13 protein-coding genes are annotated in these 14,246 nt (G+C 55.5%); 12 read left to right on the top strand and 1 reads right to left on the bottom strand.

The annotated features are described in order from the left end of the window. The first annotated feature begins 213 nt into the window (after positions 1-213). The 6 genes from LH22_RS13770 to cheZ all read left to right on the top strand — a co-directional run bounded on the left by LH22_RS13770 (position 214) and on the right by cheZ (position 6,821). A complete protein-coding gene (locus LH22_RS13770) occupies positions 214-1,884 on the top strand; it encodes a methyl-accepting chemotaxis protein (protein WP_038647410.1) in 1,671 nt (556 codons plus the stop codon). A gap of 165 nt (positions 1,885-2,049) precedes the next feature. Beyond that, positions 2,050-3,729, top strand: coding sequence for a methyl-accepting chemotaxis protein (locus LH22_RS13765; protein ID WP_038647408.1), 1,680 nt, complete (start codon positions 2,050-2,052; stop codon positions 3,727-3,729). 90 nt (positions 3,730-3,819) lie between these two features. After that, positions 3,820-4,695 carry a protein-glutamate O-methyltransferase CheR gene (gene cheR / locus LH22_RS13760; RefSeq protein WP_034821825.1) on the top strand — a complete coding sequence of 292 codons (876 nt, stop codon included), beginning with the start codon at positions 3,820-3,822 and terminating at the stop codon, positions 4,693-4,695. Then, positions 4,692-5,741, top strand: a complete 1,050-nt coding sequence (locus LH22_RS13755; protein WP_038647406.1) for a protein-glutamate methylesterase/protein-glutamine glutaminase — start codon at positions 4,692-4,694, stop codon at positions 5,739-5,741. Before cheR ends, LH22_RS13755 begins: the two co-directional genes overlap by 4 nt. A gap of 39 nt (positions 5,742-5,780) precedes the next feature. Continuing rightward, on the top strand, positions 5,781-6,170 hold the full coding sequence (cheY, locus tag LH22_RS13750) for a chemotaxis response regulator CheY (protein WP_007892562.1): 390 nt from the start codon (positions 5,781-5,783) through the stop codon (positions 6,168-6,170). Between the two features lie 9 nt (positions 6,171-6,179). Then, positions 6,180-6,821: a protein phosphatase CheZ gene (gene cheZ / locus LH22_RS13745; RefSeq protein WP_038647403.1), complete on the top strand. Its 642-nt coding sequence runs from the start codon at positions 6,180-6,182 to the stop codon at positions 6,819-6,821. A gap of 44 nt (positions 6,822-6,865) precedes the next feature. Here cheZ and LH22_RS13740 read toward each other — a convergent pair whose 3' ends face one another. Beyond that, the gene (locus LH22_RS13740; protein ID WP_038647401.1) at positions 6,866-7,687 is read right to left on the bottom strand and encodes a DeoR/GlpR family DNA-binding transcription regulator; all 822 of its coding nucleotides are present in this window, start codon (positions 7,685-7,687) and stop codon (positions 6,866-6,868) included. A 376-nt stretch (positions 7,688-8,063) separates the two neighbouring features. On the opposite strand from LH22_RS13740, the gene LH22_RS13735 reads away from it, so the two are divergent. The 6 genes from LH22_RS13735 to LH22_RS13710 all read left to right on the top strand — a co-directional run bounded on the left by LH22_RS13735 (position 8,064) and on the right by LH22_RS13710 (position 13,944). Beyond that, positions 8,064-8,861, top strand: a complete 798-nt coding sequence (locus tag LH22_RS13735; RefSeq protein ID WP_038647399.1) for a GolD/DthD family dehydrogenase — start codon at positions 8,064-8,066, stop codon at positions 8,859-8,861. Between the two features lie 65 nt (positions 8,862-8,926). Further along, positions 8,927-9,862, top strand: coding sequence for a D-ribose ABC transporter substrate-binding protein (locus LH22_RS13730; protein ID WP_038647397.1), 936 nt, complete (start codon positions 8,927-8,929; stop codon positions 9,860-9,862). Positions 9,863-9,906: 44 nt separating this feature from the next. Then, positions 9,907-10,518, top strand: coding sequence for a DUF2291 family protein (locus LH22_RS13725; protein ID WP_034821806.1), 612 nt, complete (start codon positions 9,907-9,909; stop codon positions 10,516-10,518). Between the two features lie 9 nt (positions 10,519-10,527). Next, the gene (locus LH22_RS13720) at positions 10,528-12,048 is read left to right on the top strand and encodes a sugar ABC transporter ATP-binding protein (protein WP_038647395.1); all 1,521 of its coding nucleotides are present in this window, start codon (positions 10,528-10,530) and stop codon (positions 12,046-12,048) included. 19 nt (positions 12,049-12,067) lie between these two features. Beyond that, positions 12,068-13,135, top strand: coding sequence for an ABC transporter permease (locus LH22_RS13715; protein ID WP_038647393.1), 1,068 nt, complete (start codon positions 12,068-12,070; stop codon positions 13,133-13,135). A gap of 11 nt (positions 13,136-13,146) precedes the next feature. Next, on the top strand, positions 13,147-13,944 hold the full coding sequence (locus LH22_RS13710; protein ID WP_038647391.1) for a glucose 1-dehydrogenase: 798 nt from the start codon (positions 13,147-13,149) through the stop codon (positions 13,942-13,944). The last annotated feature ends 302 nt before the right edge of the window (positions 13,945-14,246 follow it).

Below are 14,246 nucleotides of genomic sequence, written 5' to 3'. Positions count from 1 at the left end.
GCAATATCCCTTTATTCCCACAACATCAATGCGCTTTTATCGTTTATTCGGTAAAGGCGCATTTTTTTTAATGACAATTTCTTTAGTTATAAAACACTGTAAAGAAAGTTATTGGCAGAATTATATTTCGTAAAATCCGTTAAAGCCCCTCAAAATTTAACAACTGCGGTCGATAACAGCGGGAGCCGAAATGCCTCACTCTTTGGAGAACCCATGTTAAAACGAATCAATGTTGTCACCAGCCTGATCGCAGTCTTGCTGGTCTTTGGTGCTTTGCAGTTACTGTCGGGTGGATTGTTCTGGTCTGCCTTACAAAAAGATAAAGAAGCTTTTGCCGTGGCACAGACGTCGACCAACAACGTCGGCGCGATGTCCGATGCCTGGATTGAACTCAACCAGACCCGTACCGTATTAAACCGCGCGATGCTGCGCATGCAGGGTACTGCGGCCGCACAAGCGAATGGCGGCCAGCTTCAGGCGCTGATTGCTCAGACTGAAAAGCAGCTGGATGTCGCGGCGGGCCACTATCAGCGTTACTACGATCTGCCGGGTACGCCAGGCTTGCCGGACGTACTGCGCGATCGCCTGGAAACGGACTACGCCGCCTTTAATGATGGCCTGAAGGCGATGCTGGAACGTTTGAAAGCCAACGATCTGCAGGGCATGTTTGCGCAGAACATTGAAGCTAAACAGCTGAAGATGAAAGCCACCTATGCAGAGTGGCGCACGGCGCAGAGCGCGCTGGCGGCGGAAGGCGTGGCGCAAAACCAGCAAGCGTTCCACATGATGATGTGGCTGCTGGTGATGGTGGCGCTGGTGGTGGTGTTCGTGATTGTCGGCTGCTGGTTCGGTCTGCGTACCGTGCTGATCCAACCGTTGCATCAGCTGCTGGGCCATATCCGCCATATCGCTTCTGGCGATCTGACGCAGAATATTGCCGTCGAAGGGCGTAACGAGATGACCCAACTGGCAGCCAGCCTGCATGAGATGCAGCAGTCGCTGGTGCGTACCGTCAGTCATGTGCGTGATGGCTCGGATGCCATTTTTACCGGCGCGAGCGAAATCTCGGCGGGCAACAACGATCTCTCCGCCCGTACTGAAGAGCAGGCGGCTTCGCTGGAACAGACGGCGGCCAGCATGGAGCAGCTGACGGCGACCGTGAAGCAGAATGCGGAGAACGCCCGTCAGGCATCTCAGCTGGCGCTCAGTGCTTCTGATACCGCACGCAAAGGCGGCGAAGTGGTGGATGGCGTGGTGCGTACCATGAGTGATATTGCCGGTAGTTCGAAGAAAATCGCCGATATCATCAGCGTGATCGATGGCATTGCCTTCCAGACCAATATACTGGCACTGAACGCGGCGGTTGAAGCCGCTCGCGCGGGTGAGCAGGGACGCGGCTTTGCGGTGGTCGCCGGTGAAGTGCGCAATCTGGCACAGCGCAGCGCACAGGCGGCGAAAGAGATTAAAGGTTTAATTGAGGATTCGGTGAATCGGGTTAACAGCGGTTCGCAGCTGGTCGGCACCGCCGGTGAAACCATGAATGATATCGTCGGCGCGGTGACGCGTGTCACCGATATCATGGGCGAAATCGCCTCAGCGTCGGATGAGCAGAGCCGCGGTATCGATCAGGTCGGCCAGGCGGTCACGGAGATGGATCGCGTGACCCAGCAGAATGCCTCGCTGGTGGAAGAATCCGCCGCTGCTGCGGCGTCGCTGGAAGAGCAGGCCAGTCGTTTGAGCCAGTCAGTGGCGGTATTCCGCGTGCCGCGTGCCTCGCCGGCCACTGCGGCGGTGCGCGCGTCACCGAGCGTGCAGCCGGTGCTGAGTACACCGCGCAAAACGGTCACCGCGCCAGTGAGTGACAGCAACTGGGAGACATTTTAAACGTTTTTAACCGGGCGCACGCAGGTGCGTCCGTTCACCTGTCGGCACACGTTAATTTATCCCAGATCCTCCTTAATTCCCGCTGGTCCAACCCGTTGCAGACAACATAAAGATCCCCCTGTGAACGCCGATAACAGGAGCGATCCGCCAACCAATGAGGTGTTTATGTTTAGTCGTATTCGTGTCGTTTCCGGGCTGTTATGTGTGCTGGCACTGTTTGCCTTGCTGCAGCTGTTTTCCGGAGGGATGTTTTTTACCACGGTGAAAGCCGATAAAGAGAATTTTGCTTACAACCAGCGTCTCAGTACGCTGCAACGGGCGATGGGCACCTCTTGGGTATCGCTGGTTCAGGCGCGTAACACGCTGAACCGTGCAGGGATCCGCTATTTGCTGGACAGCCAGCAGGCTGGCTCAGGCGCAACCGTGAAAGATCTGGTCGCGCTGGCAAGTGAGGAGTTGAAAACCGCTGACCAGGCCTTTGCGGAGTTTAACGCGAATTTGTCTGAGAAGGGCAAAAGCGCAGAGAACGTCAAGACGCTGCAGGCCAACTACAACGCCTTCCGCGGCGGACTCGGCGAGCTGATTGACTTCTTGGGTAACGGGAATTTCAAAGGCTTTGTCGATCAACCTACGCAAGGTATGCAGGATAAATTCGAAAAGGATTACACCGCATGGCTGAACTACAACATCGTGCTGGCTAAACAGGGTATTGATGCCAATGAGAGCGCCTATCAGCACTCCATCATGCTGGTGATCGGCACCTTGCTGGTGACCCTGCTGGTGATTGCGCTGGTGTGGAGCGGTATGCGCAACGTGCTGATTCGTCCGCTGAAACAGAGCATCGACCATATCCGTCATATCGCACGTGGCGATCTGACGCAGCAGATCGATGTCAGTATGCGCAACGAGATGGGCGAACTGCTGACCTCACTGCAGCACATGCAGCAGGAGCTGGCGAATACCGTGCGTACCGTGCGTGATGGTTCAGACGCTATTTACACCGGTGCCAGCGAAATCGCCATGGGTAACAACGATCTCTCTTCACGTACTGAACAGCAGGCCGCTTCTCTGGAAGAGACGGCTGCCAGCATGGAGCAGCTGACCGCGACCGTGAAGCAGAACGCCGAAAACGCCCGTCAGGCATCGCAGCTGGCGCTGACTGCCTCTGAAACCGCGCAGCACGGCGGCAAAGTGGTGGATGGCGTGGTCACCACCATGAAAGAGATCACCGGTAGCTCGAAGAAAATCGCCGACATCATCAGTGTGATCGATGGCATTGCCTTCCAGACCAACATTCTGGCACTCAACGCGGCGGTGGAAGCGGCACGTGCGGGTGAGCAGGGACGTGGCTTTGCGGTGGTGGCGGGCGAGGTGCGGAGTCTGGCACAGCGTAGCGCCCAGGCAGCGAAAGAGATCAAAGGCCTGATCGAAGACTCGGTGAGTCGCGTCAACACCGGTTCGGTGCTGGTGGAGAGCGCAGGCGAAACCATGACCAACATCGTCAACGCCGTCACTCGCGTCACCGACATCATGGGCGAAATCGCCTCGGCGTCGGATGAACAGAGTCGCGGAATCGACCAGGTTGGCCTGGCAGTGAACGAGATGGATCAGGTGACACAGCAGAACGCCGCGCTGGTGGAAGAGTCAGCCACGGCGGCTGCGGCACTGGAAGATCAGGCCAGTCGACTGAAACAGTCGGTTGCGGTGTTCAATATTGGTAAAGAATTTGTCGCTCAGGCCGTTAACGTATCTACAGCGCCAAAAACTTTGCGTCCAGCCGCAGTCAAAGCGCTGGCACAACCCGCAGGTGCACGTAGCGCGGACGATAACTGGGAAACCTTTTAATCCGTGTGGCCGCCGCAAGGCGGCCCAACTGGCAGCACAGCAGTAATCGCAGTATCACAATTTAATCAGTTTGTTGCCGGGTGACCTGACATGAAGAAATCGACGTTATTGGATCAAAGTGAAGCGACCACGCTGCTCTCGCAAATGGTGCAACGTTTGCCGCTCTCAGATACGCACTTTCGTCGTATCAGCCAGCTGATCTATCAACGCGCAGGCATTGTGCTGGCCGATCACAAGCGGGAGATGGTTTACAACCGCTTAGTGCGCCGTTTGCGCACGCTGAACATTGATGATTTTGGTCGCTATCTGGCGTTGCTGGAGCAAGACCAGAACAGTGCAGAGTGGCAGGCGTTTATTAATGCACTGACCACCAATCTGACCTCATTTTTCCGCGAGGCGCACCATTTCCCGATCCTCGCGGATCATGCGCGTAAGCGCAGTGGCAGTTACAGCGTGTGGAGTACCGCCGCCTCAACCGGCGAAGAGCCGTACTCCATCGCCATGACGTTGGCCGAAACGCTGGGCACCGGACCGGGCAAATTCCAGGTCCACGCCAGCGATATTGATACACAGGTATTGGAAAAAGCCGTGGCGGGGGTGTATCGCCAGGAAGAGCTGCGCACCTTATCGCAATCGCAGCTGCAACGCTTTTTCCTGCGTGGTACTGGCCCGCATGAAGGCATGGTACGCGTACGCTCCGATCTCGCCAGCATGGTGAACTATTCGCAGCTGAATTTACTGGCCAACGACTGGGCGTTGCCGGGTCCGTTCGACGCAATTTTCTGTCGCAACGTGATGATCTATTTCGATAAAGAGACGCAGGAAAAAATTCTGCGCCGTTTCGTTCCCCTGCTGAAGCCCGGCGGTGTGCTGTTCGCTGGACACTCAGAGAACTTCAGCCAGATCAGTAAAGAGTTCTGGCTGCGTGGACAGACAGTCTATGGATTGACCAAGGAAAGACGATGAGCAAAATCACCGTGATGTGCGTGGATGACTCCGCGCTAATGCGACAGTTGATGACGGAGATCATCAACAGCCACGCCGATATGGAGATGGTCGCCACCGCGCCCGATCCGTTGGTGGCGCGGGATTTAATCAAGCAGTACAACCCACAGGTGCTGACGCTGGACGTCGAAATGCCGCGTATGGATGGCCTCGACTTCCTGGAGAAGCTGATGCGCCTGCGTCCGATGCCGGTGGTGATGGTGTCATCGCTGACCGGTAAAGGATCGGAAGTGACGCTGCGCGCGCTGGAGCTGGGCGCGGTGGATTTCGTTACCAAGCCGCAGTTGGGGATTCGCGAAGGGATGCTGGCTTACAGCCAGATGATCGCCGATAAAATTCGTGCAGCGGCCCGGGCGAAATTGCATGCGCGCCCTGCGACGCTGGCCCCGGTGACGCTGAAAGCCGGTCCGCTGCTCAGTAGTGAGAAGCTGATTGCGATTGGTTCTTCTACCGGCGGCACGGAGGCGATTCGCCATGTGCTGCAACCGCTGCCCGCGACCAGCCCGGCGCTGCTGATCACTCAGCATATGCCGCCAGGTTTTACCCGCTCGTTTGCCGAGCGCCTGAACAAGCTGTGCCAGATTACCGTGAAAGAAGCGGAAGATGGCGAACGTATTTTGCCCGGCCATGCCTATATCGCGCCGGGTGCCATGCACATGGAGTTGGGCCGTAGCGGCGCTAACTACGTGGTGAAACTGAATGATGGACCGCCAGTGAACCGCCATAAGCCGTCGGTTGACGTGCTGTTCCGTTCCGTGGCGACACACGCAGGACGAAATGCCGTGGGTGTCATCCTCACCGGGATGGGTAACGATGGTGCCGCCGGGATGCTGGAAATGCATCGTGCCGGTGCCTGGACCATCGCGCAGGATGAAGCCAGCTGCGTCGTCTTTGGTATGCCGCGCGAAGCGATTGCGATGGGCGGCGCCAGTGAAGTAGTCGATTTAGGACACATCAGTCAGCACATGCTGGCAAAAATTAGCGCCGGACAGGCATTGCGAATTTAACGAGCCCGTCCTGCCGGACGAGACAACACAGGAGTAGATATGGCTGATAAAAACATGCGCTTTTTGGTGGTGGATGACTTCAATACGATGCGTCGTATCGTCCGCAACCTGCTGAAAGAGCTGGGATTCAACAACGTTGAAGAAGCAGAGGACGGTGTTGATGCACTGACCAAACTGCGTGCGGGTGGGTTTGATTTCGTGGTATCCGACTGGAACATGCCCAACATGGACGGTCTGGAACTGCTGCAGACCATTCGTGCGGATGCGGCATTGAGCAAACTGCCCGTGCTGATGGTCACCGCCGAAGCGAAAAAAGAGAACATCATTGCAGCCGCCCAGGCCGGTGCCAGCGGTTACGTAGTGAAGCCGTTCACCGCAGCCACGCTGGAAGAAAAGCTGGGTAAAATTTTCGAAAAACTGGGTATGTAAGGAGATGTGATGAGCGACCTTCCGAAACCAACCGAAGAAGCCTCGGCACACGACATTATTACCCGTATCGGCTCGCTGACGCGCATGTTGCGCGACAGCCTGCGCGAATTGGGGTTAGACCAGGCGATTGCCGAAGCGGCGGAAGCGATTCCGGACGCACGTGACCGTCTGGATTACGTGGTGCAGATGACGGCGCAAGCGGCAGAACGCGCACTAAACTGCGTTGAAGCCGCGCAGCCACACCAGGACAAAATGGAAGCCAGCGCCAACCAGCTGAAAGGCCGTTGGGATGCGTGGTTTGAAAACCCGATTGAGCTGGCGGATGCACGCGAGTTGGTTTCGGATACGCGCGAATTTCTCAGTGATGTGCCGTCGCATACCTCGTACACCAACAAGCAGCTGCTCGAGATCATGATGGCGCAGGATTTCCAGGACCTGACTGGTCAGGTGATCAAGCGCATGATGGATGTGATCCAGGAGATCGAGCGTCAGTTGCTGATGGTGCTGCTGGAGAATATGCCTGAAGCCAACGCTGCCGCGCGCAAAGACGCCAGCAGCCTGTTGAATGGCCCGCAGATCCATGCCAATGCACCAGGCGTGGTCGCGAACCAGGATCAGGTCGATGATTTGCTGGATAGCTTAGGTTTCTAATCAGCATTGCGGGGGCGGCGAGTTGGCCGCCCCTGAATGAATGCTCAAAATACCGCGCGTTTTTTTGCCTCTTCAATACCTGCCACCAACACCTGTACACCTAACGCTTCAAACGCCGCAATCTGCGCCGACGTAATCCCGCGATCGGTAATCAAATAATGGATTTTGCTCCAGTCACAGGGCAGGGCAAACATCGACACCTTATCGATTTTGCTGGAGTCTGCCACCACAAACACCGTACTGGCGGAGTTGATCATCGCCATCTTCACTTTGATATCCGTCTCGCTGGGGAAGCTCAACCCGAGGCGCGGCGAAATACAGGCGGTGGCGAGAAACAGCTTTTCGGCCAGCACGTTTTCAAAGAAAGAAGCCGCTTTTTCACCGGACGTCGAGAGTGTCGGAAATTTGAAGGTACCGCCCGTCAGCAGGATATTAATCCCCGGTTCGCCCCCCAGCTTCAGCGCAATATTCACCGCCGTGGTGATCACCGATAAACGACGGATATGCCCAATCGCCTCGGCAATGGCGGTGGTGGTGGTGCCGGAATCGAAAATCACCGTATCCCCATTTTCCACATACTGCGCGGCCAGTCGGCCAATGGCTTCTTTCTCATCAAGGTGAGTTTGACGCTCAAGCAGCAGTGCGCCGGTGTTCTGCTTACCGGTCATCAGCGTGGCGCCACCGTGATAACGCTGCACATGCCCGGCTTTTTGCAGCATACGCAAATCGGTGCGGATGGTTGCCTCGGTCAGGCCAAAGGTATCGGTAAGCGCTTTAACCGTGACTGTGCCGTCCTCGCGGATCATCTCCAGGATCTTCTCACGACGCTGCTGCATGTCAGCCAGCTGCTCAGTTTTGCTTTTCAATCGAAATGCTCCCTCTTTCCAATCACGGTCTGGTTTTGGCCATAAGAAAACCCGTGATGATTTTACTCTGCGTGCCAGGGATTTGCGAGGCGGCTCGCACAAAGATGCATTTTCGAATGAAAATAAGATAAAGCCATGCAATTGATTTCACATACACCTGACAGCCGTTATTTCTATATCAAAAAACGCGTTATTTGGTTATTTACTTAAAATACAGAGGGATAAAAATAGTTTAAATCATTTGTATGAAATTTGATCTCACCCACAAACCATTGCGAAACGATAGCTTATATTTTTGTTCGAAAATCAAAGTTACTGCGAACCTATCCGGCCAGAGATAACCAGAGCCGTTGAACATGCACACAGGAGAGAAAGGATGAGTGGGGAATACGATGTCAACCTGCGCTACGGCGTGAATACCGATCTGGACCTCACCGGCAAGGTGGCGGTGGTAACCGGTGGCCTCGGTGGTATTGCCATGGCCAGTAACGCAGTGCTGTTAGAAAAAGGTGCGCGACTGGCCCTGCTTTACCCTCCATTCGAAAGCGACCGCGTCGCAGCTGTGCAGGAACAATTCTCCGCTGACCGCGTGCTGCTGGTGTGCTGTGACGTGACCGATGCTGATTCGGTGGAGGCGGCGTTCGATCACGTCGAACAGCATTACGGGCACATCGATATCCTGGTGAACTGCGCGGGTTATGTGATGTTACAGCCGGTACTGGAAACCGACTTTGCCGAGTGGCAAAAGCAGATCGCCGTTAATCTCACGGGTCCTTTTCTCTGCTCACAAGCGGCGGGCAAACGCATGGTGCGCGCCGGTAAGGGCGGCAAGATCATCAATATCGCGTCACAGGCCGCTTCCATCGCCATTGATAACCACGTGGCCTATACCTCTGCCAAAGCGGGTCTGCTCGGTATGACCAAAGTCATGGCCAAAGAGTTCGCACCACACCGTATCAACGTGAATACCTTGTCACCCACCGTGGTGCTGACGCCGATGGGCGAAAAGGCCTGGCGCGGTGAGAAAGGCGAACAGATGAAAAAACTGATCCCGCTAGGGCGTTTTGCTTACACCGATGAAATTGCCGCTGCCGTGCTGTTCTTCGCCAGCAACGGCAGCGACATGATCACCGGCGCAGATTTAATGATCGATGGCGGCTTCACCATCTGGTAATGCCGCGCCAGCACCAGTACGGCCTCAACCCTGCAATAACAACAAAACAATGAGAGAGCACGAACATGAAAAAACGTACCCTGTTATTCACCGCCATTGCCAGTTGCCTGATCGCCCAATCCAGTTTCGCTGCCGACAAAGGCACCATCATGATTCTGGTGAACTCACTGGATAACCCCTATTACGCTTCCGAAGCCAAAGGCGCCAACCTGAAAGCGCAAGAGCTGGGCTATAAAACCAGCGTGCTGTCGCACGGTGAAGACGTTAAGAAGCAGAGCGAACTGATCGATGCCGCCATCGGTAAAAAAGTGCAGGGCATTGTGCTGGATAACGCCGACTCCACCGCCAGCGTCGCGGCAATCAAAAAAGCCAAAGATGCGGGTATTCCCGTGGTGCTGATCAACCGTGAGATTCCGGTAGACGATGTGGCGCTGGCGCAGATCACCCACAACAACTTCCAGGCGGGTTCTGATGTGGCCAACGTGTTTGTGGAGAAAATGGGTGAAAAGGGCAGCTATGCCGAATTGACCTGTAACCTCGCTGACAACAACTGCGTCACCCGCTCGAAATCCTTCCACCAGGTGCTGGATCAGTATCCGGATATGAAATCTGTCGCGCGTCAGGATGCGAAAGGCACCTTGATCGATGGCAAACGCATCATGGACAGCATCCTGCAGGCTCATCCTGATGTGAAAGGCGTGATCTGCGGTAACGGCCCAGTGGCGCTGGGTGCAATTGCGGCACTTAAAGCCGCAGGCCGCACCGATGTCACCGTGGTGGGTATCGACGGCAGCAACGACGAGCGTGATGCGGTAGAAAAAGGCGATCTGAAAGCCACGGTGATGTTGCAGGCACAGGCTATTGCTGCGCAGGGCGTGACCGACCTCGACAACTTCATCCAGAAAGGGGTGAAACCAGAGAAGCAGCGCGTGATGTTCCGCGGCATTCTGATCACCCCGGACAATGCTAAAGGTGTGCAGGACTTTAACTACAAGTCGTAATCAATAATCGGTGCGCCTGCACAGCAGGCGCCCAGGAGAATGTGATGCACAAACGACTCTGGTTACTGCTTCCTATCGTGATCCTTAGCGGTTGCCGCATTGTGTCGCAGCAGGAGCTGGCCGACCTGAAAAATCCCCCCAATCCTAAAATGGCCAATATTGCTCAGACCTGGCAGCAGAAACTGGTGCCGCAGATTCAGCACGATGCGAAGCCGGTGGCTGAACTGCTGAATGCATTGAAGTCCGCCAAAGATTTTGACAGCGCCTGTCAAACCTACGGCTACCGCGCACAGGAAGAGAACCCCTGTGTCTTCAGCGTCAAGGTTAGTGGTGAAGTTACGGCGGTGAATACCACTTCACGTAATGGCCGAATGACGGTGAAAGATGTATCAGGCGATAACGTGACGGTGCAGGTCGGTCCGATTTTCCCTGGCACGGTGCTGCGTGATGCCTATAAAGGGGCCAGCTATCAGGACTTCAACGATCAGGTGCTGTTTGGCGACTACAGCCGCGCCATTAATCAGCAGGCAGCCAACATGATGAGCGCCTTCAAGCCCAAAGTCGGCGATAAAGTGCAAATTTCCGGCGTGTTTAGCAGCTTCGATACGCCTGAACAGGTGCCGAATGTCACACCTGCTGCCATCGTGCGGCAGTAAGGAGCGGGTATGCAAAATCCTCAAAGTGACGTGATCATCGAAACTCGTAATGTGTCACGCATTTACCCCGGCGTGACCGCACTCGATCAGGTGAATTACCGCGTCTATCGCAACAAAGTGAACGTGCTGATTGGCGAAAACGGTGCCGGTAAATCCACCATGATGAAAATGCTGGCAGGCGTGGAAACCCCTTCATCGGGTGAAATTCTGCTGGACGGCAAAGTGGTGTCGCTCAGTTCCACCCATCAGGCGGAAAAGCACGGTATCAGCATCATTTTTCAGGAACTCAACCTGTTCCCCAACATGAATGTGATGGACAACATCTTTATCGCCAACGAGTTTTTCCAGCGCGGCGTGATCAATGAAAAATATCAGTATGCGCTGGCGAAATCATTGCTGGAGCGACTGGAGCTGGATGTTGACCCTTATGCGCAGCTGGGGGAATTGGGCATCGGCCATCAGCAGCTGGTTGAGATCGCCCGGGCGTTGTCCAAAGATACGCGTGTGCTGATCATGGATGAACCCACCAGTGCGCTGAGCCAGTCTGAAGTGAAAGTGCTGTTCAACGTCATTGACCAGCTGAAGCGGCGTGGCGTGACCATCATCTATATCTCGCATCGGCTGGAAGAGCTGATGGAAATTGGCGATCACATCACCATTTTTCGTGACGGTCGCTTTATCAGCGAGCGAGAAGTGCGTGACGCTTCGGTTCCCTGGATCATCGAACAGATGGTCGGCGACAAGAAAAAACACTTCGACTATCAGCCCGCGGCTCAGGGCGAAACCGTTTTGCACGTCAACGGTCTGACGGCACTGCATCAGAATGGTGGCTATAAGCTCAATGATGTGTCGTTTTCACTGCGCAAGGGTGAAGTGATCGGCATTTACGGTTTACTGGGCGCGGGACGCACGGAGTTGTTTAAAGGGCTGATTGGCATGATGCACTGCCAGTCTGGCAGCGTCAGCCTGAATGGCGAAGTGCTGGATAAACGCAATTTCCAGCAGCGGTTAAAGAAAGGCATTGCGCTGGTACCGGAAGATAGACAAACAGAAGGCGTGGTGCAGTTGATGTCCATCACTGCCAACATGACGTTAAGCGATCTCAGCTTGCGCGGTTTTCGCCGTGCGCTGCGCTTACTCAATCCCCACAAAGAGCAGCGTCGCGTCGATGAAATGATTGGTCATCTCGCCATCAAAGTGAGCGATCCGGAACTGCCGATTACCTCACTCAGCGGCGGCAACCAGCAGAAAGTGGTGCTGGGAAAAGCGCTGATGACGGGCCCTCAAGTGGTGTTGCTGGATGAACCCACGCGCGGGATCGATGTGGGGGCCAAAACGGACGTGTACCACCTGATTGGCAATCTCGCACAGCAAGGTCTGGCGGTGATGTTCTCCTCTTCTGAACTGGACGAGGTGATGGCACTGGCCGATCGCATTCTGGTGATGGCCGATGGCCGTATTACCGCCGACTTACAGCGCAGCGCGGCAACGCGAGAAGCGCTGATTAGCGCCTCAACACCGCATGATTGAGCCCGCAGGAGATCAATAAATGAACCAGAAATACCTGCTTTATATGTACTTGCTGAAAGCGCGAACCTTTATCGCGTTACTGATCGTGGTCGGCTTTTTCAGCTTTATGGTGCCTAATTTCCTGACCACCTCAAACTTACTGATCATGACGCAGCATGTGGCCATCACCGGGCTGCTGGCCATTGGCATGACGCTGGTGATCCTGACCGGTGGCATCGATCTGTCGGTCGGTGCGGTGGCGGGCATCTGCGGCATGGTGGCGGGGGCTTTGCTCACCAATGGTGTGCCGCTATGGGGCGGCAACACGCTGTTCTTTAACGTGCCGGAAGTGATTCTGGTGGTGGCGCTGTTTGGCATTGTGCTGGGGTTGATCAACGGCACCGTCGTGACGCGTCTGGGCGTGGCACCCTTTATCTGCACCCTCGGCATGATGTATGTGGCTCGCGGGGCCGCGCTGCTGTTCAACGATGGCAGCACCTACGCCAATCTGGTGGGGATGCCAGCATTGGGTAATACCGGTTTCGCGTTTTTGGGATCGGGCAGTGTGCTTGGTGTCTACATCCCTATCTGGTTGATGATCGGCTTCCTGCTGCTCGGCCTCTATCTGACACGTAAAACCCCGCTGGGGCGTTACATCTATGCCACTGGCGGCAATGAATCTGCGGCACGCCTGGCCGGTGTACCGATCATCAAGGTCAAAGTGTTTGTTTATGCCTTCTCCGGTTTATGCGCTGCGCTGGTGGGATTGATCGTGGCATCTCAGCTGCAAACTGCGCACCCGATGACCGGCAACATGTTCGAAATGGACGCCATCGGCGCGACGGTGTTAGGCGGAACTGCGTTAGCAGGAGGGCGCGGGCGCGTATCAGGTTCGATCATCGGTGCCTTTGTTATCGTGTTCCTCGCCGATGGCATGGTGATGATGGGCGTCAGCGATTTCTGGCAAATGGTGATTAAAGGACTGGTGATTGTCACCGCCGTGGTGATCGACCAGTTCCAGCAAAAATTACAAAGTAAGGTGGTGCTGCTGCGCAGACATGAAAAAAAGCAGCAATCGGCCGCCCTGCCTGAAGCAACGCATGGATAACAGGAGGCAATATGACACGCGATTTTAGTGGAAAAACGGTGGTGATTACCGGCGCATGCCGCGGGATTGGCGCGGGCATTGCCGCACGATTTGCACGCGATGGTGCAAGACTGGTGATGGTGTCCAACGCGGATCGGGTATTCACCACGGCGCGGGCGCTGGAAGAGCAGTTTGGCGGTGAGATTCTGGCGCTGCAGGTGGATGTGACCAATGAAGCCGAAGTGCAGCAGCTTTATCAGCAGGCCGCTGAGCGCTTTGGCACCATTGATGTTTCGATTCAGAACGCTGGCGTGATCACCATCGATCGCTTTGATGCGATGCCGAAAAGCGATTTCGAAAAAATTCTGGCAGTGAACACCACCGGCGTCTGGCTGTGTTGTCGTGAGGCGGCAAAGTACATGGTGAAGCAGGGCAGCGGGAGCCTGATCAACACCTCATCAGGACAGGGGCGGCAGGGCTTTATCTACACGCCACATTATGCGGCCAGCAAAATGGGTGTCATCGGTATTACTCAGAGTCTGGCGCTGGAACTGGCGCCATGGCACATCACCGTCAATGCTTTTTGTCCGGGCATCATCGAAAGTGAGATGTGGGATTACAACGATCGCGTATGGGGAGAAATCCTCAGCAGCGATAAAAAGCAGTATGGCAAAGGCGAGTTGATGGCGGAATGGGTGGAAAATATTCCGTTGAAACGCGCCGGACAGCCGCAAGATGTCGCCGGGCTGGTGGCGTTTCTCGCGTCGGATGATGCGCGCTACATTACCGGTCAAACCATCAACGTGGATGGCGGGCTGATTTTCTCCTAATCGCAGCAGCTGTAAGCGCCTGGCGGGGCTTGACGCAGGGCGCTCTGTGGGGGAGGGGGGAATGCTCGTGAGTTAAAGCCCTATTTGCAAAAGCTGTCGCTGTTAAAAGTGGCAGCTTTTTTCGTGTGGGTTAGCATATTGGAGTGCGGGCCCGAGCACCTCTGCTGCTGCCGGGCTGTCCTCGCGCCGCTGACGCGGTGCCTTCGGCTTCCACGTCGTGCCGGCGGATCGTTCGGGTAAGGCCATCCAGGCCAACCCGAACTGCCAGTCGCCTCCCTGCGCCTGGCTCCTGACCCAACGTA

Origin of the sequence: Pantoea rwandensis, from assembly GCF_000759475.1 — a bacterium.
Lineage (GTDB): Bacteria > Pseudomonadota > Gammaproteobacteria > Enterobacterales > Enterobacteriaceae > Pantoea > Pantoea rwandensis_B.
Note: the sequence above shows the minus strand (reverse complement) of the source record. Positions and strands in the feature narration are given on the sequence as shown.